This is a genomic window from Streptomyces sp. NPDC058665, from assembly GCF_042714995.1.
GTDB lineage: Bacteria > Actinomycetota > Actinomycetes > Streptomycetales > Streptomycetaceae > Streptomyces.
Genome location: NZ_JBHXRX010000001.1, coordinates 166,610 through 190,620, shown reverse-complemented (window position 1 = coordinate 190,620; position 24,011 = coordinate 166,610). Strand labels below are relative to the sequence as shown.

Below are 24,011 nucleotides of genomic sequence, written 5' to 3'. Positions count from 1 at the left end.
TAGCACCGCACCCGTCCACAGCGTTAATAACCGGGCGGGAGCCTACGGTATCCGCCAGGATCCATAATTACATGGTCCTCTGGCCATCGCGGTGTTAGCAACATACCACCATCCCGCTCGGGAATAGGCTCATGGCTCAACTCCATCGATTCCCACGATCCGTCGGTACGCTGTCGCTGTGGCGCCGACCCCCGCTTCATACGACCGATATTCGCGGCACCGTATTGGTCTGCGACGCCCGGCTCTGCGGCTTCGTTCTTCCAAAATCGCTTACGCATGGTGGACAAGGATGGCGCATCGCCATTCTTATTGGACTTGGAATAGTCTTCGCCCAATTTCCAACGCCCACCGCAGTTGCTGTTGTGAACGAGTACCGGCGTCTCCCCCGCCAGCACATAGTACGTGTGTATGCCCTGGACAGTCAGGTCGTACGTCCGCAGCCGCTTGTCGAATGAACGTACCGCCTCCACCTCGGTGGTGTCGCCGTTCGCCGTGCGGAGGGTCATACCAGCCTTGAGGTCGCCGGCGTTGACCCAACTGTCCGAGGACTCCACCCAGAACGGGTGGGTCACCGTCGAGATCAGCTGAGAGGAATCACCGCCCTCCGAGCGCACCGTCAGATCGACGAACAGTTTGTCGTCCTCGGTGACGATGGTGGCCACAACCTGGCGGGTCGTGGTCCCTCCGGTCAGCGGATCGGTGACGGTAATCAGGTCACCCAGTTCGACGTCCTCGATCGGCTTGGCGGTGCCGTCCGCGAGGAGCACTCCGGTTCCCGGGGGGAAGCTGTGCGGCGTGGGGCAACTGAGCCTCGCCGCACCCGCGTTGTCGCCCTTCTTCAGAAGCTTGGAGGCGGTTCCAATCTTCCCGATCGGGATAAATCCAGCAACTGTCCAGACGCACGCGCTGACACTCCCCCCGAAGCATCTCTGTGCGTCACGGACTCCGATCACCTCAAGGAAGTCCTTGGTGGGACTTATCCAGCCGAGTTCGTTCGCCGCGGCGCAGAGCTCACTGGTCGGATCGTCGCTGCACCGACCATTGCCCCAGAGGACGAGCAGTTGTGTGTAGCTGCGATCTCCATAGCCCGTCCAGGCGCGGAGTTCCTTCTCTGTAGGAATCTCGATGCCGGCCAGCACCGGTTTCTTGCCGCTCCCGCCTCCACCTCCACCCGAACCGCCACCACCGCCCGAACCGCCCCCGCCCGAACCCACGTTGGGAATATTGTTCGGTTGGTACGGCACTTCGTCCGTGTAGCCGTCCTCCGACGGCCATCCCGCACCGCCGTTGCACGAGTCGCACCACAGACCCGTCGGGTCGGACCAGGTCAGTGGGTTGTTGTTGGCATAGGCGTAGCCGTGGATCTGCTGTGGATCGGAGAGGTCCATGACGGGGTCGACCGACAGGAAGCGGCCCGTCGAGGGGTCGTACTCCCGGGCGCCCAGGTGGGTGAGGCCGGTGCCGGCGTCCAGGGTGCCGCCCACGAATCCCTTGGTCCCCGGCCATGTCCCCGTTGGCTCGCCGCGGTTACCACCGAAGGGCAGCGTGCGGCGCTGCGTGAGCTGCTGAGTTGTCGCGTCGACGGCGAGCTGAGCGGTGCCGTGGTGGTCCGCGATCGTCAGCGAGATGGTTCCGGTGTTCTGCTGCACGGCCTGGTGGCCGCCGCCGAGGTCGACATAGCGGGTCGCCTTCGGTGTGGTCGATCCCTTGGGCAGCACGATCTCCGTGGTGCCCAGGTAGAGCCTGGTCTCTTCCGCGGTGCGACCGATCAGACGGTTGCCGTCGGCGTCGTACAGATACGACGTGACCTTCGCCGGTCCGCCCTCGACGGGCTCGGACAGCGTGGCCAGTCGGCCCTCGGCATCCCAGGTGAGGGTCTGTTCGTCACCGGCCACCGTCCGACTGGTGGTGCCGCCGTTGGCGTCGTATCCGAAGGTGTCCCGCGCCGTGCCGGTCGGTCCCGTCTGAGTGATCGAGGTGAGCTTGTGCGGCTGAGGGGTCCCAGGCTCCGGGTAGGCGTACGTACGGCGGGTGTTCTTGGCGCTGTCGCCGGCCGGGTCGTGGATGGTTTCGGTCAGGCGGTTGCCGACCTTGTCGTACGTGTACGAGTGCCGGTACGGCGCGGGGCCTCCGGCGGCCCCGCCAGCGGGCTCCGCCGGACAGGTGGACTGCCCCTGCGCCCACGCCTCGGTCAGGCGGCGCAGGTAGTCGTACGTGAAGCACTGCGTGTCGTTGCCCGCGCGAGAGGTGTCCGAGACCGACAGGACGTTGCCCGCCTCGTCGTAGCGGAAGGTACTGAACTGGTCGACCCCGGCGATGTCTTCCCGGTCCACCCGGGAGGTCGCCAGCCGCTGGGTGCCCCACTCGTACGTGTTGGTCGCCTGGGTGGCCTTGCCTCCGGCGGAGAGCCGGAACTGAAGCGGCTTGCCGGTCAGGCTGTACGTCGCGGTGGACGACAGTCCGCCCATACCAGTCACCGAGAGGAGCCTCTCCGTGGCGTCCTCGTACGCGTAACCGACAACCGCCGGCGCCAACGCCCCTGCCTTGGGGTATCCCACGCTCTGCACAGAGCCGGAGACGTTGTACTCGGTGCCGCTCACATAGGTGCCTGCCAGCTCGTCCTCCGCGCCGGGGATCGTGATGCTGGAACGCTGCACCCGGTACAGCCGGTCGTAGGCGACGACCTTGGACGTGTACTGCTCGCCGCCCGCGTAGCGGATGGACTCGGAAAGGTGTCCCTTGGCTCCGCTGATCGTGTCGTAGACCCACTTCGCGTGCAGGGCACCGCTGTTGGAGCCCTCGCGCAGCTCCGTCTGGCGGCCGAGGCCGTCGTAGACGTATGCGAGTGTGGTGTCCTCGGCATCCGTGGTCCATGTACGCAGGCCGCGGTCGTCGTATGTGCTGGTGCTGGTGCCCTTGTCCGGATCGACGCTCTCAATCTGCCGACCGAGCATGTCGTAGGTGTAGCTCCATCGGTTGCCCGCAGCGTCGGTGACCTTCGCCAGTTCGTCGCGCGGCGTGTACTGGTACGCCATCGTGTCGTACGCCGAACCGGCGGATCGCTGGTGATGCTGGCGCAGCTCTGTCGTTCTGTTCCGCGCGTCCGTCAGGGTGGTGGTGGCCGTACCGCCCGCTGGCGGGATCACCGTGACGCGGTCGCCGCCATAGATGGTTCTCGCGGTGCTCACGACCGCGCCGCCGTCACCGTTTCCGGCGATCTGGCGCACCTCGGTCTCACGTCCCAGACCGTCGAAGGTGTGCCGGGACTGCGTCTCGACGGAGAGGGCGTTGTCCGGCTCGAAGAGTGTGGTGGTGGGCGGTTCCGTGACGTAGTAGGGCGCGAATCTCTTGGCTGTCAGCCCCCGTTCGTCGTAGAAGACGTCGGTGAGGATACGACCACCGTCTGGGCCCGGCTCCTGCGCCTGGCGTTCCCGCATCAGCCCGTCGAAGATCGTGTAGGAGGTGCGCTGAACACCTCTGTTGCCGAGCAGTTTCGTCCCCACCGCGACCGGGTGGCCTTCGACCATGCGGTAGGTGAACTCGTACGCCGGGGTCTGTCCGGTCAGCTGGTCCGCCAGCCAGACCTTGGTGGAGCGGCCGAGGGCGTCGTAGGCGAAGGATTCGATCTTTCCATTGGTGTCGGTCTGTGTCAGTGGCAGGCCACGCGAGACCTCGAAGGTGCTCGTCGTCTTCTGCGCCGTCGTCGCGTCCCCGGCCTTCGCCGACGGGCCGGTTACGGTGGTGTCGGTCGCGAAGCCCGTGGCGGGCGTGCGCAGGGTGGTCGTCGTCCGGCCGTCGGTGCGTGGTGTCCTCACCACCACACCAGAGGAGTCCATGGTCACGTCGGCCGTAATGTCGGTGCTGGTGAGCACACGGCCGTAACTGTCATATGTCGCGCCCGACTCCAGGTAGGCGGGCACGGCGCCGTTGTACTTCTTCAGCACCGCGGTCGCGGTGGCATCACCCTTGTCCGGTGCTGCGCCGTAGGCGCCTCCGTCATATGCGGTGCGCGAGTCGGAGAGCACATCGGTGGGCCGCTCCGCGGTGGCTTCGCAGGAAGTGGCAACGGTCTCCGACCGGGAGGGCAGCGAGAGTATGTTCTTCTCGGTGTTCGTGGCGTAGGTGGTCCGGACACATCTGTTGTCGGCGGAGGTCGAGGTGTCCCCGAAGTCGTCGGACTCGGTGACCCGGCCGGCGACGGTGTCGTAGGTCGCGCCCGTTGATGTCGTACGCCATTCGGTGCTCGCTCCGTCGTCGAGCGATGTCCACTTCTTCGACGCTGTGGTCCCTGTGAAGTTCGCGGTGACGGTGCCCCAGTCCCGTTCCTTCTTGGCGGTCTGGTGATGCCACGGCCGGCTGACCGTCTTGGCCAGGATCTTGCCGCCCGGTCCGGAGTAGGTGGCGGTCTTGTAGGCGAAGCCGGCCGCCGACTCATGGTCGGGGATCGGGTCGCCTTCACCTCCCGCGAGGGTGACGGACACACTCTTCGTGCCGCCGGACGGTTCTTTGCGGTCACCGTCCATGCCCCGCAGGAAGTAGTGGTCCTGCTGCGACTTCATCGCGTCAGCGCCGCCCTGGCCGCCGGTCAGAACCCGAACCTGACCGTATCCCCGCCACTGCGACCAGGTCTTGTGCTTCTCTTTTGTCAGGCCGTCGTCATCGTCGTAGTGCCAGGCGGCATTGCCGAGGTACTGGTACCGGGTGACCTGGTCCGGCGCACCACCGGTCCGGTCGGACGAGGTGACGGAGTCGACCACGTACTTGTTGAACCACTGGCGTTCCGGATCATCGGAGGAACTGCCGCCGATGTACTGGGGGAAGCAACGTGTCGTGTTCGACTGAGGTGTCGGCAGAGCGTCCCAGTCGCAGGCCGCCGCCGTGTAGCTGACGGCAAGCTGTCCGCCCGTCGGGTCATCGACCGAGGACAGTCGGCTCTTGATGAACGGGGCGTACCCGTCACCGGCCTTGTCGAGACGGTTGGCGTGCTGGGTGTACGCGAAGGTGGTCTTGGGAAGCGTGACCGCCGGGCTCGCGGAGTGACCGGTGCGTTGAACCGAGTCGAGCAGCAACTGGTAGTCGATGTCGGCCATGCCCCATCGATGGGTCAGCTTCCAGGAGTCGACGCTGTGGTAGGCGCCGGCCTTGAGGACCTCGGTGGTGATGGCTGTCAGCCGCTTACGAGTGAAGAAGGCCGGGGACAGACGGCCTTCGTCGCACTCCTCGCCCGCGTCGCAGTTCAGATCCCACGGAGTGTCGTACCAGTGGGCCGAGTCCGTGCTGATGGACCCGCAATCCGTCTGCTCGTTCGGAATGCACCTCTCGGAACTGGTGAAGTCCACCTTGGCGAGCGCCTTGGTCCCGTACATCGACGACGACTTCAGGCCGTACTCGATCCGGTCGAGATATCCGCCGCGCGCGTAGCGGGTGTTGTCGGCCGCTTCGAGGTTACGGCCGTAGGAGTTCTCCTCCCTGTCGTAGTAGTACGCGACGGCGTTGCCGCGCGTGTCCACCACGTAGTCGAGATTCCACCGCCAGGCCTGCTGGCACCAAGAGGTGGCGAAGGTCGCCGCGTGGCAGGGCTCACCCGTGTCGTCGCCGAACACCGGCGCGGTCCAAGCGGAGTCGGTGGCTTCCTTGCCCTCGGCCCAGCCGGGCAGCCGGTGGTAGCCGAAGTAGTAGCGAACGCCCTGCGGGTCGGTCAGCCGCCAGTATTCGCCGTCGGCGTCGCCGTTGCCCCGGTTGGTGGACGTGAGGCGATCGATCTTCGTACCGTCGTCGCCCTTCAGCTTCCAGGCGTCGTCGCCCACCGGGACAAGCTCACCACCCTTGCCGTTGAAGGAGATGAAGGCGTTGTCATAGCCCCAGCACTGATCGCCGGGTTCGTTGCCGTCCGCGTGCTTGACGCCGTCCTCGGCGCAGGGTTTGTAGCGTCGCTCGATGAATCCGGGGGAAAGGTCGAATCCGTCACCCACCCAGGACGACTGGTTGTTCGTCGAGCCGGTGCGGCCGTCGATGGCGCCCGAGGCGTAGGAGAGTCCGAAGCTGGGCTTCAGGCTGCCCGGCACGTCCGGTACGGGAATGTCGTGGGTCCAGTTGAAGTCGCCGGTGTTGAGATTGGTGTTCCAGGTGGCTGACGGCGAGAGCGGCGTGGCCTTGTACGTGCCTGTCCCGCCTTCCGCGTCTGCCACGGCGGCGAGGACGGTCGGTACGCCGACCCGGAGGCCGACACGCTCTGCGGTAAGAGTCTGCTTCTCCATGTCGTTGACGGTTGGCACCGCTTCGCCGGTGCGGCACTCCGACTTCTCCGGCGTCAAGGCCGCGCACGCGGGGAGTTCGACGAGGGTGAGGCGGGACGCGTACCCGCCGCCGTAGGCCTGGGCGAAGGTGGAGTAGTCGATGCGGGCCTTCACGTCCCCGGCCGGGGATGTCGTCGCCCGTTCGTCCTCGACCGCTCCACCGGCCTTCCCGGGCACCGGTCGCAGGGCGAACAGAGGTCCGTTCAACCCCGCCCGCTCACTCGTCTTCCGGTCCAGTACTCGCACCTCGACCTCGCCACGCGCCGTAACTTCGTCCGTGCCCTTCGGGACGCTCAACGCGACGGGCAGCCCGGCGGGCGAAGCGACGGCGGCGCCGTTGGAGGCGGCAGGCAGCTTCAGGTGATCGGACGCGGCCTTGGGCCACGCCTCGTTAGGACGCTTCTTCGGCGTCCGCGGCTCCTTCATGGCCGTGCGTGGTTCAACCGAGCCGGCACTGCCCTCGATCGGGCTTTCCGAGGCGGGGATGGCCGACCCCACACCGCGGTCGTCCGCTGCGGCCGCAACGGGCAGAGCCGCGCCCTGGAGCAGGGTTCCGATCAGGACCACCGAGGAAGCGAGCGCGACGCGCCCCCTCCAGTGCCGAAAACGTGAGCTCGGTCTACCGTCCATGCCGTCCATCAATTCCTCACTACGGGCATTCGGTGAGATTCCGAATGGCGTTCCGAACCGGGAGATGCGCCGTTCAACAACGCTTACGGATCAGTCGCCCGCAGGGACTTCCGTGGGCAGGCCGGGCATACCGTACGCAAGCTGAAGTACCTGCTCTGCGGTCAAAGTGCCTTGGAATGCCCAGACATCGGAGAGGACACCGGGCCAGTACTGCTCCCAGGACGTTCCGCTCTTGAGCCTGCCGATCTGCAGAGGCTGGGTGGTCTTGAACGAGATCACGTTCTCGGACCACGAGATCCTGTCGCGGCAGGCGCCGTCATCGCCCTCGCCATTGCCGTCGGCATCGACGCAGGCCGATTCCTCCAGCTCTCCGTTCACGTAGAGCTGCAGCCGCTTGGCGAATCCGTCGTAGACGAGCGCGAGATGGGTCCAGTCGGCCGCGCTGTAGAACTGGCCGTTCTCGACATCGGCGGACCCGGCGCCCGTGGCGTCCTGATCCGGGACAGAGATCCGCCAGCGTCCCGGATCCGTCTCAGGTGTCGCGCTCGGCAGATACCGGACCGCGAAGGCGTTCTGCTGTGTCCCGGGCATACTCAGCAACGTCACGCCGGACTGCGGCACGGCCGCGGCCTGGGCCCATGCGGTCACGGTGAAGCTGGTGCTCGTGTCCACGGGGGCCGCCGCACTGGAGGCGTAGTCGTTGACACCGTCGAGGACCAGGCCTCCGTCCACCCACCCGGACCCGATCTGCGTGCCACCGCCGAGCTTCAGGTCGTTCCCCTCGCCGGAGTCGTCCGGTGAGGTTGTCGCTCCGGGCTGATCGAACTTCCAGCGCGCCTTGACGAGCGGACGCTGCTGGAACATCTGCCGTACTTCGTCATCGGCGACCGGACGGTCGAAGAAGCGGATGTCGTCGATGGTGCCCGGGAAGTGCTGGATCAGATCACCTCCGTCGATGGTCAGCGCACCGACCTGGACACGGCCGCCCGCGTACCAGGCGGCGGACTGAGCGACACTGGCGGATTTCACACCGTTGACGTACAGGGTCAGCATGTTGGCGGTCGCGTCGTGCACGCCTACGAGATGGACCCACTCCCCCACCCGCGCGGAGGTTCCTTCTGGCTGAACGGCGCGGACTTGCGTGGCGCCCGAAACGTCACCGGAGTACTGGGTGAAGCCCCAGCGGTTGAAGGTCTTGGAGTAGTACAGCTCGAAACCCGGCCGGTTCTGGCCCAGTTGTGCAACAACAGTGGCCGCCTGGCCGGGGGTTCGGTCGAGCTTCGCCCACGCGGAGACTGTGAAGGGGCGCTGGGTATCAACGTGCGGAGCAGCCGTGTGCGCGTAGTCCCCGGTCCCGTCCAGTTTCAGTGCCTTGCCGGCCACTCCTGACGATCCGAGCCGCGCGTCGCCCACGAGGCTGAGTGGCTGGGTGTCAGCGTGCCCGGTCACTTCCGTGGCACCGGCGGGTTCATCGAGCGGGAACACCGTACGAGCGGTCCGCCCGGAGCCGATCGACTCGTTACGGAGCAGACGCCCCACCTCGGTCGCACTGACCGGCTTGTCGAACATCCGTATCTCGTCGATCTGTCCCGGCAGGAAGGAGGCCGGGCTCCCGCTGTAGGAACCGGCGCCGATCTGCAACCCTCGTCGGGCGTCCCAGGCAGTGGAGTACGGGGTCGAGCCCATCAACGCGCCGTCCACGTAGAGATGCAGGTCTTCGGTACTCCCGCTGTAGACACCCACCAGATGTGTCCACCGGTCGGCCACCACTCCACCCGGCTGCGCAGCCATCGCCCTCGCGACCGGGGCACCGGGTGTGTCCGAGGTGTACTGGTTGAACACCCAACGGCCGTAGGAGTGCGAGTAGTAGAGCTCGAATCCCGGTGAGTGGTTGCCCGGCTGGGCCGCCACGATCGCCGCGTGATCGGGCACGCTGGACAACTTCACCCAGGCGGAGACGGAGAAGCCGATCTCTGTGTTCACCGTGGGAATGTCCGTGACGGCATAGTCGTCCACCCCGTCGAAGGACGCCGCGCTCCCTTTCACCCCGGGAACCCCGGTGGCGGCGCCACCGCGCAACGCGGCCACCCTCGCACCGGAAGTGCCTTGCGCAGCCGTCGCCCCCGCGTTCTCGTCGAGCTGCCAGGCGGCGCGCTCCGGTTGGCCCGCCTTGACCCGGTACTGATAGGTGCGGATCTCGCTGCCGTTGCCTGCGGCGTCGAATGCCTGAGCGGTGACGAAATTGAGTCCGGGCTCCGGCGGCAGCACCTGCACGCTCTTCGCCGCACCGCCCGACGTGGCCAGTGTGTTCTTCGAACTCGGGTCACCGTTCACGCCATACCAGTACTTCGTCACGTCGGAGTCGGCCGCTTTCAGCGAGAACGCTCCGTACTTGCCCACTCCGTCGAACCACGGGTCGTCGGGGTCCTCGGGGTCGGATGCCGGGTATTCGCCGGACGACACAGCGGGGGCTTTCGGGACACTGGTGTCGTAGACGAAGTAGCAGCCCGTCGGGTCGTCGCCGGAGTACGACCAAGGCGAGTACTGCGCGCCGTCATAGGTCCGCGCGTACCAGTTGATCTGCTTGTTGGTCGGCACCGAGGTCGGCAGCGTGATCGAGAAGCTCGAGCCCGACTTCTTCGCGGTGGTCAGTGACGGGCTCCAGCGTGCGATCAGCCCCTTGCCGTCGCCGGAGTCCCACTTGGCCTGGAACTGCACCCGAACGCTGTCACCGTCGGGGTCCGTCACCTTGTTCGCGTAGATCTTTCCCAGCGTGCGTACGCGCGCGGCGGTCGCCGGCTTCTTGCAGGTGCCTCCGTACTCCATCGCCAACTGCGACATCTTGATCTGGGAAGGCGCGCGGTTGTACTCAACCCGCAGAAACGCCTTCTCCGAGAAGCGCTTCCATGCCACACGGTCGCCCTCGCTCGCCGCCCGCAGGCCGAACGTCATGGTTGACCACTTCTTGTCCGCAGCCTCCTGCACCGCCGACTTGATGCTGAACTCGGCGTCCTTCGCCGCGCACCCCTCGTATCCGTAAGCGAACGACTTCGCGCTCAGCTCCTTGATCCAAAAGCCAGAGGCATTCTGCGAGTTCCATGTCGTCGACGAGGAGATGTCCTTGGTACGCCACAGCTCCACGCTGCGGTCCGTGCACGAGGCCGACCATGTGTTCCGCACCACGAACTCGGCGCTGAGAACGGACTTTCCAGCGAACTTGGAGACGGGGATCCGGTAGAAGAGCCGCTTCGTGTCCTGCGGTGCGCAGTAGTCCCAGCCGCAGTAGCCCAAACCCTCGTCGGACTTGCCGTTGAACTTCCACTGCGGCGACGAGGCCCAGTACTTGGAGGCCATCGTCCAGGCCGAAGCCTTGGGCGAGTACCACTGCGGATCGATGAAGACCGGATACACCGTGTCCTCACCCGTGAGGACATCGGCGTCGGGCCTGAGCAACAACTCATCGCCGTCGGCTGTAACTTCCACGCCGACGGGCGCGAGCTTCCCCGACTCGCCGGGGCCGGGCTCCGCCTGACCCGCGACGTCCGATTCGTCGGCCGTACGCGTGCGCGGGGCCGCGGTCTCGACGGCTCCGGCGCTCGGGCTGGAGTCCCACATCACGGGTGTCGCGGCCTCGAAGACGGTCCCCGCGGCGCCGGCATCCACCGCTTCCAGCCCGCCTGACTCAGTCGTTCGTACGTGCATGCCCGCGGTCGCGAGAGACAGCCTCAGTTCCGCGAGTGCCTCGGTCTGCGCCGCCTCGGCTGATTTGACCACCAGCAGTTGGGTGAAGCCGTCCTCCTGCGCACCGAGGCGCAGATCCACATCGGGCAGGATCTCCCGGTAGATGGCCGTCGCACCGTCCGTCTCCGGTACGGGCACATCCCCCAGGGGCCAGGACAGCGCCAGCGCCCGGCCTGCCCGATCCATCCGTACCAGCGGGCCATCGCCACCGCCGGAGAAGGCCAGGCCGACCGTCGTCGCCCCAGGTCGGACCGTGCCGTCGGAGGACGGGGCCAGATCGGTGTCGACGGGCTTCCATTCGCCGCCCACACGAGTCCAGACGGGGCGCAAGTACTCGCGTCCCTCAAGACTTCCTTCGGGCGTCGCGAACGTCTCGCTGCTCTCGCCCCGCAGGGATACGACCTCGACGTCCTCACCCGACCGCTTGGCCCGCGCGAACGCGTCCGCCTCCGAGAGAGCCGGTGTCTCGGCGTCGGACTTCTCCGCCGTCGCGGTTGCCCGACCGGGGTGCACCGATGACGCGGACGCCATGGAGGGGAGCCACCCGAGCACCATTCCGACGCTCAACGCGACGCCCAGCGCCCCTCGCACGCTCCGCACACGGATACGCCCCCCAGACACGACCACACACCCCACCCACAAAAATGAAGATCACATGAATGAATGGTGGAGAATGTATCCATCGAGCAAAGGGGCGGTCCAGATCGCCATAACGACACAAAGTAAGACGTTGATCACGATCCGGCATGTGTGCCGCGTCACTTCCGTACGCGGCACGCAGGAAAGAGAAATGGGCCCCGCACCAACTTCGGTGCGGGGCCCACTTCTTGGTGCTCGTGTCGGAGCTACCAGGTCCAGCGGCCGACCGGCGAGCGGTCGGCCCCGGGATCAGCGACTACTTGCTGATCTTGGTGACCTGGCCGGCGCCCACGGTCCGGCCACCCTCGCGGATGGCGAACTTCAGGCCCTCCTCCATGGCGACCGGCTGGATCAGCGCGACCGTCATGAGGGTGTTGTCGCCCGGCATGACCATCTCGGTGCCCTCGGGGAGGGTCACGACGCCGGTCACGTCAGTCGTACGGAAGTAGAACTGCGGGCGGTAGTTGTTGAAGAAGGGGGTGTGACGGCCACCCTCGTCCTTCGACAGGATGTAGGCCTGGGCCTCGAACTCGGTGTGCGGCGTGACCGAACCGGGCTTGATGATGACCTGGCCGCGCTCGACATCCTCGCGCTTGATGCCACGGAGGAGCAGACCGACGTTCTCACCGGCCTGGCCCTCGTCGAGCAGCTTGCGGAACATCTCGATGCCGGTGACCGTGGTGGTGGTCTTCTCGGTCTTGATACCGACGATGTCGACGGTCTCGTTGACCTTGAGCACACCACGCTCGATACGACCGGTGACGACCGTGCCACGGCCGGTGATCGTGAAGACGTCCTCGATGGGCATGAGGAACGGCTTCTCGACGTCACGCTCGGGCTGCGGGATCGACTCGTCGACGGCCTTCATCAGGTCGAGGACGGTCTGGCCCCACTCCTTGTCGCCTTCGAGCGCCTTGAGCGCCGAGACCTTGACGACCGGCAGGTCGTCGCCCGGGAACTCGTACTCGGAGAGGAGCTCACGGACCTCGAGCTCGACGAGCTCAAGGATCTCCTCGTCGTCCACCATGTCGGCCTTGTTCAGCGCGACGACGATGTACGGCACGCCGACCTGGCGGGCCAGGAGCACGTGCTCCTTGGTCTGCGGCATCGGGCCGTCGGTCGCGGCGACAACGAGGATGGCGCCGTCCATCTGCGCCGCACCCGTGATCATGTTCTTGATGTAGTCCGCGTGACCGGGGCAGTCGACGTGCGCGTAGTGACGCGACTCCGTCTGGTACTCGACGTGCGCGATGGAGATGGTGATACCGCGCTGGCGCTCCTCGGGAGCCTTGTCGATCTGGTCGAAGGCCGAGGCCTCGTTCAGGTCCGGGTACGCGTCATGCAGCACCTTGGTAATGGCGGCCGTGAGGGTCGTCTTACCGTGGTCGATGTGACCGATGGTGCCGATGTTGACGTGCGGCTTAGTCCGCTCGAACTTCGCCTTCGCCACTGGGGTCCTCCTGGAGTGGTTCTGTACGCCTTACTCATCGGCGCCAGGTGATCTTTGCTGGGATGCCGGGGCCCGGGGCACCGGACACTCGCACGGTCTCCCGTACGCGTTGTCCGGCGGCCCCAGGGCTTGCCGGTGACAAGCCTAAAGCGTGCTCGGGACGAGCTACTCGCCCTTGGCCTTCGCGATGATCTCCTCGGCGACGTTCCGGGGAACCTCGGCGTAGGAGTCGAACTGCATCGAGTAGCTTGCGCGACCCGACGTCTTGCTGCGGAGGTCTCCGACGTAGCCGAACATCTCCGAGAGGGGCACGAGGCCCTTCACGACGCGAGCGCCGCTGCGCTCCTCCATGGCCTGGATCTGGCCACGGCGGGAGTTGAGGTCGCCGATGACATCGCCCATGTAGTCCTCGGGCGTGGTGACCTCGACGGCCATCATCGGTTCGAGAAGCACGGGAGACGCCCGCCGGGCGCCGTCCTTGAACGCCTGCGAACCGGCGATCTTGAAGGCGAGCTCGGAGGAGTCGACCTCGTGGTAGCCACCGTCGAGAAGGGTGACGCGCACGCCCACCATCTCGTAGCCGGCGAGGATGCCGAACTGCATGGCCTCCTGCGCGCCCGCGTCCACCGAGGGGATGTACTCACGGGGGATACGGCCACCGGTCACCTTGTTCACGAACTCGTAGGTCGCGTCGCCGCCCTCGATGGGCTCAAGCGCGATCTGCACCTTCGCGAACTGGCCGGTACCACCGGTCTGCTTCTTGTGCGTGTAGTCGATACGCTCGACGGCCTTGCGGATCGTCTCACGGTAAGCGACCTGCGGCTTACCGACATTCGCCTCCACGCGGAACTCGCGCTTCATGCGGTCGACAAGCACTTCGAGGTGAAGCTCGCCCATACCACCGATGATGGTCTGGCCGGTCTCCTCGTCCGAGTGAACCTGGAAGGAGGGGTCCTCCTCCGCGAGGCGCTGGATGGCGACACCCAGACGCTCCTGGTCACCCTTGGACTTGGGCTCGATCGCGACCTGGATGACCGGCGCCGGGAAGTCCATGGACTCCAGGATCACCGGGTTCTTGTCGTCGCTCAGCGTCTCACCGGTGGTGGTCTGCTTCAGGCCCATGACGGCGACGATGTCACCGGCGCCCACCGACTCGATCTCCTCACGCTTGTTCGCGTGCATACGGTAGATCTTGCCGATGCGCTCCTTCTTGCCCTTCACGGAGTTCAGCACCGCGGTGCCGGCCGTCAGGCGACCGGAGTAGATCCGGACGAAGGTGAGCTTGCCCAGGTGCGGGTCGCTCGCGATCTTGAAGGCGAGCCCGGCGAAGGGCTCGTCGTCGGACGGCTTGCGCTTGATGACCTGCTCCGGGTCCTTGACGTCGTGGCCTTCGATGGCGTCGACGTCGAGGGGGGAGGGCAGGTAGCGCACGACCGCGTCGAGCAGGGGCTGAACGCCCTTGTTCTTGAACGCGGTACCGCAGAACACGGGCGTGACGGTGACGGAGTCGGCCGCGCCCTTGGAAGCGAGGGTGATACGGCGGATCGCCGCGTGCAGCTGCTCCTCGGTGGGCTCCTGGCCCTCCAGGTACAGCTCCATCATCTCGTCGTCGTTCTCGGACACGGCTTCGAGGAGCTTGCCGCGCCATTCCTCGGCGGCCTCGGTGTGCGTGTCCGGGATGTCGACGACGTCGTACATCTCGCCCTTGGTGGCCTCGGCGGACCAGACGAAGGCCTTCATCGACACGAGGTCGACGACGCCCTTGAAGTCGGCCTCGGCACCGATCGGAAGCTGCATGACCAGCGGAACCGCGCCGAGGCGGTCCACGATCATGTCGACGCATCGGTGGAACTCCGCGCCGGTCCGGTCGAGCTTGTTGACGAAGCAGATACGCGGCACGCCGTAGCGGTCCGCCTGACGCCATACGGTCTCGGACTGCGGCTCGACGCCGGCCACGCCGTCGAAGACGGTGACAGCGCCGTCGAGGACGCGGAGCGAACGCTCCACCTCGACGGTGAAGTCGACGTGACCGGGGGTGTCGATGATGTTGATCGTGTGATCGACATCGTCGAGCGGCCAGTGACAGGTCGTCGCGGCAGACGTGATCGTGATGCCGCGCTCCTGCTCCTGCTCCATCCAGTCCATCGTGGCAGCGCCGTCGTGGACTTCACCGATCTTGTAGCTCACACCGGTGTAGAACAGGATCCGCTCGGTGGTGGTCGTCTTGCCCGCGTCGATGTGGGCCATGATCCCGATGTTGCGGACCTTGGCCAGGTCAAGCGAAGTGGTGGCCATGAGGCTCAATCTTCTCTCGGTCTCGATGTGGGCGCTGACTACCAGCGGTAGTGCGCGAAGGCCTTGTTGGACTCGGCCATCTTGTGCGTGTCCTCACGCTTCTTGACCGAAGCGCCGAGGCCGTTCGAGGCGTCGAGCAGTTCGTTCATGAGGCGCTCGGTCATGGTCTTCTCGCGACGGGCGCGGGAGTAACCGACCAGCCAGCGCAGCGCGAGGGTGGAGGCGCGACCGGGCTTGACCTCGATCGGCACCTGGTAGGTGGCGCCGCCGACGCGGCGGGACTTGACCTCCAGCGAGGGCTTGACGTTCTCAAGCGCGCGCTTCAGCGTGATGACCGGGTCGTTGCCGGTCTTCTCGCGGAGGCCTTCCATGGCGCCGTAGACGATCCGCTCGGCGGTGGAACGCTTGCCGTTGAGCAGAAGCTTGTTGATCAGCGACGTGACAAGAGGAGAACCGTAGACCGGGTCGATGATGACCGGGCGCTTCGGGGCAGGGCCCTTACGAGGCATTGTTTACTTCTCCTTCTTGGCGCCGTAGCGGCTGCGGGCCTGCTTGCGGTTCTTGACTCCCTGGGTGTCCAGGGAACCGCGGATGATCTTGTAGCGAACACCCGGCAGGTCCTTCACACGGCCACCACGCACGAGCACGATGGAGTGCTCCTGCAGGTTGTGTCCCTCACCCGGAATGTATGCCGTGACCTCGATACCGGAGGTCAGCCGCACACGCGCGACCTTCCGCAGGGCGGAGTTGGGCTTCTTCGGGGTGGTCGTGAACACACGCGTGCAGACGCCGCGGCGCTGAGGGGAACCCTCAAGGGCAGGCGTCTTGTTCTTCTCGACCTTGTCCTGCCGGCCCTTCCGGACCAGCTGCTGGATCGTAGGCACTACTTCTCCGGTTTCTGTGTGCCGTCAGTAAAACTAACCTGGAACACTCGCCGACCCACGCGGTCGGGTGTGTCGGATACTGCAAGCTCCCGCTGGAGGCGAGGAAAGCGCAGATCGCGGTGGCCTTTGTCCGGACTCGCCATGCGGTTGAGGACACGCACAGGAGCCCAGGCACACCCCAGGCACAAGGTCTGAGCGTACCTACCTCATCGACTCCGGTCAAAAAAGATGCGCCGCACCTGGTTTCGATCGCCTCACACATGGCCGATGGGCGGCCACCCCACCGGGGTGACCGCCCATCGGACCGCACTCACTCCTACTGGTTGTACGGACCGTAGTCGTAGTCCTCCAGCGGAACGGCCTGGCCGGAGCCCGTGCCGAACGGGGAGTAGTCGATGTCGTCGTAGCCGACGGCCGAGTACATCGCGGCCTTGGCCTCCTCGGTCGGCTCCACCCGGATGTTGCGGTAGCGGGAGAGACCCGTACCGGCCGGGATGAGCTTTCCGATGATGACGTTCTCCTTGAGGCCGATCAGGGAGTCCGACTTGGCGTTGATCGCCGCGTCGGTCAGGACCCTGGTCGTCTCCTGGAAGGACGCCGCCGACAGCCACGACTCCGTGGCCAGCGAGGCCTTGGTGATACCCATCAGCTGCGGACGGCCGGAGGCCGGGTGGCCGCCTTCCGTGACCACGCGACGGTTCTCGGTCTCGAACTTCGAGCGCTCGACGAGCTCGCCCGGCAGCAGTTCCGCGTCGCCGGACTCGATGATCGTCACCCGGCGCAGCATCTGCCGGATGATGATCTCGATGTGCTTGTCGTGGATCGACACACCCTGCGAGTTGTAGACCTTCTGGACCTCGCCGACCAGGTGGACCTGGACGGCGCGCTGACCGAGGATCCGCAGCACGTCGTGCGGGTTGGTGGCACCGACGGTGAGCTTCTGGCCCACCTCGACGCGGTCACCGTCGCCGACGAGCAGCCGGGCGCGCTTGGAGATCGGGAACGGCGTCTCCTCGCTTCCGTCATCCGGGGTGACGACGAGCTTCTTCGTCTTCTCGGTCTCCTCGATGCGGACGGAGCCCGCGGCCTCGGAGATCGGCGCGACACCCTTGGGCGTACGGGCCTCGAAGAGCTCGACGACACGCGGCAGACCCTGCGTGATGTCGTCGCCCGCCACACCACCGGTGTGGAAGGTACGCATCGTCAGCTGGGTGCCGGGCTCACCGATGGACTGGGCGGCGATGATGCCGACCGCCTCACCGATGTCGACCAGCTTGCCGGTGGCCAGCGAACGGCCGTAGCAGAAGGCACAGGTGCCCACCGCGGACTCACAGGTCAGGACCGAGCGGGTCTTGACCTCCTCCACGCCGGCCGCCACGACCGCGTCGATCAGGACATCGCCCAGGTCGACGTTGGCCGGTGCGATGACCTTGCCGTCCACGACGACGTCCTCGGCGAGCATCCGCGCGTACACGGACGTCTCGACGTCCTCCGCCTTGCGCAGAACACCGTCCTCGCCGCGCTCCGCGATCCGCAGCTTGAGGCCGCGGTCGGTGCCGCAGTCCTCCTCGCGGATGATGACGTCCTGCGAGACGTCCACCAGACGACGGGTCAGGTAACCCGAGTCGGCGGTACGCAGGGCGGTGTCGGCCAGACCCTTACGGGCACCGTGGGTGGAGATGAAGTACTCCAGCACGGACAGGCCTTCACGGAAGGACGCCTTGATGGGACGGGGAATCGTCTCGTTCTTGGCGTTGGACACCAGACCACGCATACCGGCGATCTGACGCATCTGCATCATGTTTCCACGAGCACCCGAATTCACCATCATGAAGATGGGGTTGGTCTTCGGGAAGTTCGCGTTCATCGCCTCGGCGACCTCGTTGGTCGCCTTGGTCCAGATCGCGATGAGCTCCTGGGTGCGCTCGTCCTTGGTGATCAGACCGCGCTCGTACTGCTTCTGGACCTTCTCGTCCTGGGTCTCGTAACCCTGGACGATCGCCTTCTTCGCCTCGGGCACGACGACGTCGGAGATGGCGACGGTGACACCGGAGCGGGTCGCCCAGAAGAAGCCGGCCGCCTTCAGGTTGTCGAGCGTCGCCGCCACGATGACCTTGGGGTAGCGCTCGGCGAGGTCGTTGACGATCTCGGAGAGCTGCTTCTTGCCCACCGAGTAGTCGACGAACGGGTAGTCCTCGGGCAGCAGCTCGTTGAAGAGCGCGCGGCCCAGGGTCGTACGCAGCCGGAACGGGTCGCCCTGCTGCCACTCGGTGTTCGTCTCGCCGTCCTCGCCGACCGGCGGGGTCCAGCCGCGCGGCGGGATGGTGCCCACCGGGAACCGGATGTCGATCTTCGCCTGGAGCGAGAGCTCGCGGTTGTCGAACGCCATCGTGGCCTCGGCGCTGGAGCCGAAGGACCGGCCCTCGCCGATGACTTCGCGCTCCTCCTCGTCCGTGGTGAGGAAGAAGAGGCCGAGCACCATGTCCTGGGTGGGCATGGTGACGGGACGGCCGTCGGCCGGCTTGAGGATGTTGTTCGAGGACAGCATCAGGATGCGGGCCTCGGCCTGCGCCTCCGCGGAGAGCGGCAGGTGGACGGCCATCTGGTCACCGTCGAAGTCCGCGTTGAACGCGGTGCAGACGAGCGGGTGGATCTGGATGGCCTTGCCCTCGACCAGCTGGGGCTCGAAGGCCTGGATGCCGAGGCGGTGCAGGGTCGGAGCACGGTTCAGCAGCACCGGGTGTTCGGCGATGACCTCTTCGAGGACGTCGTACACGACGGTGCGGCCACGCTCGACCATGCGCTTGGCCGACTTGATGTTCTGCGCGTGGTTCAGGTCCACCAGGCGCTTCATCACGAACGGCTTGAAGAGCTCCAGCGCCATGGCCTTCGGCAGACCGCACTGGTGCAGCTTGAGCTGCGGTCCGACGACGATCACGGAACGGGCCGAGTAGTCGACCCGCTTGCCGAGCAGGTTCTGGCGGAAACGGCCCTGCTTGCCCTTCAGCATGTCGCTGAGGGACTTCAGGGGCCGGTTGCCGGGACCGGTGACCGGGCGACCGCGGCGGCCGTTGTCGAACAGCGCGTCGACGGCCTCCTGGAGCATCCGCTTCTCGTTGTTCACGATGATCTCGGGGGCACCGAGGTCAAGGAGACGCTTGAGGCGGTTGTTGCGGTTGATCACACGGCGGTACAGGTCGTTCAGGTCGGAGGTCGCGAAGCGGCCACCGTCCAGCTGCACCATCGGACGCAGGTCCGGCGGGATCACCGGCACGCAGTCCAGCACCATGCCTTTGGGGCTGTTGCTGGTCTGGAGGAACGCGGAGACGACCTTGAGGCGCTTGAGCGCACGGGTCTTCTTCTGGCCCTTGCCGGTACGGATGATCTCGCGGAGCCGCTCGGCCTCTTCGTTCAGGTCGAAGGACTCCAGGCGCTTCTGCAGAGCGGCGGCGCCCATGGAACCGTCGAAGTACGTGCCGAAGCGGTCACGCAGCTCGCGGTAGAGCAGCTCGTCGCCCTCCAGGTCCTGGACCTTGAGGTTCTTGAAACGGCTCCACACCTCGTCGAGCCGGTCGATCTCGCGCTGCGCGCGGTCGCGCAGCTGCTTCATCTCACGCTCGGCGCCTTCGCGCACCTTGCGGCGCACGTCGGCCTTGGCACCCTCGGCCTCCAGCTCGGCCAGGTCGGTCTCAAGCTTCTTGGCGCGGGCCTCAAGGTCGGAGTCGCGGCGGTTCTCGACCTGCTGGCGCTCGACGGAGACATGCGCCTCCAGCGAGGGCAGGTCGCGCGTACGGCGCTCCTCGTCCACGAACGTGATCATGTACGCGGCGAAGTAGATGACCTTCTCAAGGTCCTTCGGCGCGAGGTCGAGCAGGTACCCCAGCCGGGACGGAACTCCCTTGAAGTACCAGATGTGGGTGACGGGCGCGGCAAGCTCGATGTGGCCCATCCGCTCACGGCGCACCTTGGCGCGCGTGACTTCGACGCCACAGCGCTCACAGATGATGCCCTTGAAGCGGACACGCTTGTACTTGCCGCAGTAGCACTCCCAGTCCCGGGTCGGACCGAAGATCTTCTCGCAGAAGAGTCCGTCCTTCTCGGGCTTGAGCGTGCGGTAGTTGATGGTCTCCGGCTTCTTCACTTCGCCGTGGGACCAGGTCCGGATGTCGTCCGCGGTGGCGAGGCCGATCCGCAGCTCGTCGAAGAAGTTGACGTCGAGCACTTGTCGTCAATCCCTCTTTCGGGGTCGAGTCTCAATCAATGGTCTGAAGGGGGTCCCGCCCGAGCCCACCAGGGCGCGAGGGGGGGGTCCGGGAGGAGCCGGCCGCCCCGAGACAGGAGCGGCCGGACAACCCGTCAGACCTCTTCGACGCTGCTCGGCTCTCGCCGGGACAGGTCGATACCGAGCTCCTCCGCCGCGCGGAAGACGTCCTCGTCCGTGTCGCGCATCTCGATGGACATACCGTCCGAGGACAGCACCTCCACGTTGAGACAGAGCGACTGCATTTCCTTGATGAGCACCTTGAAGGACTCGGGAATGCCGGGCTCGGGGATGTTCTCGCCCTTGACGATGGCCTCGTAGACCTTCACGCGGCCGGTCACGTCGTCGGACTTGATGGTCAGGAGCTCCTGGAGGGCATAAGCGGCGCCGTAAGCCTCCAGCGCCCACACCTCCATCTCACCGAAGCGCTGACCGCCGAACTGGGCCTTACCACCCAGCGGCTGCTGGGTGATCATCGAGTACGGACCGGTCGAGCGGGCGTGGAGCTTGTCGTCGACCAGGTGGTGGAGCTTCAGGATGTACATGTAGCCGATGGAGACCGGCTCGGGGAACGGCTCACCGGAGCGGCCGTCGAACAGGCTGGCCTTGCCGGAGGCCTTGACCATCCGCTCGCCGTCGCGGTTCGGGATCGTGGCCTCGAAGAGACCGGAGATCTCGTCCTCGCGCGCGCCGTCGAAGACCGGTGTCGCGACGTTGGTACCGGGGGCGACGTCGTCGGCCCCGATGCCCTTCAGCCGCTCCATCCACTCCTCGCTGCCCTCGACCTTCCAGCCCTGGCTGGCGAGCCAGCCGAGGTGGATCTCCAGGACCTGTCCCGGGTTCATACGGGACGGGACACCGAGGGGGTTGAGGATGATGTCGACCGGGGTGCCGTCCTCCAGGAACGGCATGTCCTCGATCGGCAGGATCTTGGAGATGACGCCCTTGTTGCCGTGACGGCCGGCGAGCTTGTCACCGTCGGTGATCTTGCGCTTCTGGGCGACATAGACGCGGACCAGCTGGTTCACGCCCGGAGGAAGCTCGTCGCCCTCCTCGCGGTCGAAGACGCGGACACCGATGATCTTGCCGGTCTCGCCGTGCGGCACCTTCAGCGAGGTGTCGCGGACCTCACGGGCCTTCTCGCCGAAGATCGCGCGGAGCAGCCGCTCCTCCGGCGTCAGCTCGGTCTCGCCCTTGGGCGTGACCTTGCCGACGAGGATGTCCCCGGCCGTGACCTCGGCACCGATACGGATGATGCCGCGCTCGTCGAGGTCCGCGAGGACCTCTTCGGAGACGTTCGGGATGTCCCGGGTGATCTCCTCCGGGCCGAGCTTGGTGTCACGGGCGTCGACCTCGTGCTCCTCGATGTGGATCGAGGAGAGGACGTCGTCCTGCACCAGCCGCTGGCTGAGGATGATCGCGTCTTCGTAGTTGTGGCCCTCCCACGGCATGAACGCCACGAGGAGGTTCTTGCCGAGCGCCATCTCGCCACGCTCGGTGGCGGGACCGTCGGCGAGCACCTGGTTCTCGACGACCCGGTCACCCTCGGAGACGATGACCTTCTGGTTGACGGAGGTGCCCTGGTTGGAGCGGGAGAACTTGGCGATGCGGTACGTGGTGTACGTGCCGTCGTCGTTGGCGATGGTGATGTAGTCCGCGGAGACCTCCTGGACCACACCCTCCTTCTCCGCCTTGATGACGTCACCGGCGTCGACCGCGCAGCGGTACTCCATGCCGGTGCCGACGAGCGGCGCCTCGGAGGTGATCAGGGGCACGGCCTGGCGCATCATGTTCGCGCCCATGAGGGCACGGTTGGCGTCGTCGTGCTCCAGGAATGGGATCATCGCGGTCGCGACCGACACCATCTGGCGCGGCGAGACGTCCATGTAGTCGACGTCGTCACCGGGGATGTAGTCGACCTCGCCGCCACGACGGCGGACCAGGACGCGCGGCTCGGTGAACCGCATCTCCTCGGACAGCGTCGCGTTGGCCTGCGCGATGACGAAGCGGTCCTCCTCGTCGGCGGTCAGGTAGTCGACGTCGTCCGTGACGACACCGCCGACGACCTTGCGGTACGGCGTCTCGACGAAGCCGAACGCGTTGACCCGGCCGTACGAGGCGAGCGAGCCGATCAGACCGATGTTCGGGCCTTCGGGGGTCTCGATCGGGCACATGCGGCCGTAGTGCGAGGGGTGCACGTCACGGACCTCGAAGCCAGCCCGCTCACGGGACAGACCACCGGGGCCGAGCGCGTTGAGCCGGCGCTTGTGGGTCAGACCCGACAGCGGGTTGTTCTGGTCCATGAACTGCGACAGCTGGCTGGTGCCGAAGAACTCCTTGATGGAGGCGACGACCGGCCGGATGTTGATCAGGGTCTGCGGCGTGATCGCCTCGACGTCCTGGGTCGTCATGCGCTCGCGTACGACGCGCTCCATCCTCGCCAGACCCGTACGGACCTGGTTCTGGATGAGCTCGCCCACGTTGCGCAGACGGCGGTTGCCGAAGTGGTCGATGTCGTCGGTCTCGACCAGGATCTGGGTGCCGCTCTCGCCGACCGTCTCGGTCTCACCGGCGTGCAGCTTCACCAGGTACTTGATCGTGGCGATGATGTCGTCGGTGGTGAGCACACCGGCGTCCAGCGGCTCCGCGGCGCCGAGCTTCTTGTTCACCTTGTAGCGGCCGACCTTCGCGAGGTCGTAGCGCTTGGGGTTGAAGTAGAGGTTCTCGAGCAGCGTCTGGGCCGCCTCGCGCGTCGGGGGCTCGCCCGGACGCAGCTTGCGGTAGATGTCGAGCAGCGCGTCGTCCTGGCCCTGGGTGTGGTCCTTCTCCAGGGTGGCGCGCATCGACTCGTACTCGCCGAACTCCTCCAGGATCTGCTCGGTCGTCCAGCCGAGAGCCTTGAGCAGAACGGTCACGGACTGCTTGCGCTTGCGGTCGATACGGACACCGACCATGTCGCGCTTGTCGATCTCCATCTCCAGCCAGGCACCCCGGGAGGGGATGATCTTGGAGGAGAAGATGTCCTTGTCGGACGTCTTGTCGATCGAGGAATCGAAGTACACACCCGGCGAGCGGACGAGCTGGGTCACCACGACACGCTCGGTGCCGTTGATGACGAAGGTGCCCTTGTCCGTCATGAGCGGGAAGTCGCCCATGAAGACCGTCTGGGACTTGATCTCACCGGTCTCGTTGTTGGTGAACTCGGCGGTGACGAAGAGCGGGGCCGCGTACGTGAAGTCGCGTTCCTTGCACTCGTCGATCGAGTTCTTCGGCGGCTCGAAACGGTGGTCGCGGAACGTCAGCGACATCGACCCGGAGAAGTCCTCGATCGGAGAGATCTCCTCGAAGATCTCCTCCAGACCCGACTTCCTGGGGACGTCCTGGCCGCTCTCAAGAGCTGCCTCGACCCGTGCCTTCCACACGGCGTTGCCGAGCAGCCAGTCGAAGCTCTCGGTCTGCAGCGCGAGGAGGTTCGGAACCTCAAGAGGCTCCTTGATCTTTGCAAAGGAGATGCGCAGCGGGGCGGTGCTGGCGCCGTTGTTCGTATTCGTGGTCGAGGCGTTGCGCGAGGCGGCCAAGAGGGGGTCCTTCCGAGGGCTCGGACTCACTACGCGCGTACCGGTCCCGAGCTGGACACGTCGGATCACAGGCCCCAAAAGGGCTGGTCAACCGACGATGTCTTGCATGGGGGTGCCCCTGGTGACGGGCAGGGAGCAGCTAACAGGCAGCGCAAAGGGTCAGTGTAGCCACTTGGCACACTGATGTCCAGGCCGGGTTTTGCGAGACCCTCGTTGTACTCAACACCTTGTCTCAAC

General features: G+C 66.0%; 8 protein-coding genes. All 8 read right to left on the bottom strand.

Going from position 1 to position 24,011, the window contains the following annotated elements:
- Positions 1 to 23: 23 nt before the first annotated feature.
- The 8 genes from ACFWV8_RS00885 to rpoB all read right to left on the bottom strand — a co-directional run bounded on the left by ACFWV8_RS00885 (position 24) and on the right by rpoB (position 23,774).
- Positions 24 to 6,722, bottom strand: a complete 6,699-nt coding sequence (locus tag ACFWV8_RS00885) for an RHS repeat-associated core domain-containing protein (protein WP_384196775.1) — start codon at positions 6,720 to 6,722, stop codon at positions 24 to 26.
- A gap of 294 nt (positions 6,723 to 7,016) precedes the next feature.
- Positions 7,017 to 11,198, bottom strand: coding sequence for a LamG-like jellyroll fold domain-containing protein (locus ACFWV8_RS00880; RefSeq protein ID WP_384196908.1), 4,182 nt, complete (start codon positions 11,196 to 11,198; stop codon positions 7,017 to 7,019).
- Between the two features lie 364 nt (positions 11,199 to 11,562).
- Positions 11,563 to 12,756: an elongation factor Tu gene (gene tuf, locus ACFWV8_RS00875; protein ID WP_189107662.1), complete on the bottom strand. Its 1,194-nt coding sequence runs from the start codon at positions 12,754 to 12,756 to the stop codon at positions 11,563 to 11,565.
- 165 nt (positions 12,757 to 12,921) lie between these two features.
- The gene (gene fusA, locus ACFWV8_RS00870; protein ID WP_384196773.1) at positions 12,922 to 15,051 is read right to left on the bottom strand and encodes an elongation factor G; all 2,130 of its coding nucleotides are present in this window, start codon (positions 15,049 to 15,051) and stop codon (positions 12,922 to 12,924) included.
- A 38-nt stretch (positions 15,052 to 15,089) separates the two neighbouring features.
- On the bottom strand, positions 15,090 to 15,560 hold the full coding sequence (gene rpsG / locus ACFWV8_RS00865; RefSeq protein ID WP_023539364.1) for a 30S ribosomal protein S7: 471 nt from the start codon (positions 15,558 to 15,560) through the stop codon (positions 15,090 to 15,092).
- A 3-nt stretch (positions 15,561 to 15,563) separates the two neighbouring features.
- A complete protein-coding gene (gene rpsL, locus ACFWV8_RS00860; protein WP_003948652.1) occupies positions 15,564 to 15,935 on the bottom strand; it encodes a 30S ribosomal protein S12 in 372 nt (123 codons plus the stop codon).
- Between the two features lie 316 nt (positions 15,936 to 16,251).
- The gene (locus tag ACFWV8_RS00855) at positions 16,252 to 20,157 is read right to left on the bottom strand and encodes a DNA-directed RNA polymerase subunit beta' (protein ID WP_329383158.1); all 3,906 of its coding nucleotides are present in this window, start codon (positions 20,155 to 20,157) and stop codon (positions 16,252 to 16,254) included.
- A gap of 134 nt (positions 20,158 to 20,291) precedes the next feature.
- Positions 20,292 to 23,774, bottom strand: coding sequence for a DNA-directed RNA polymerase subunit beta (gene rpoB, locus ACFWV8_RS00850; protein WP_329383161.1), 3,483 nt, complete (start codon positions 23,772 to 23,774; stop codon positions 20,292 to 20,294).
- Positions 23,775 to 24,011: the final 237 nt, after the last annotated feature.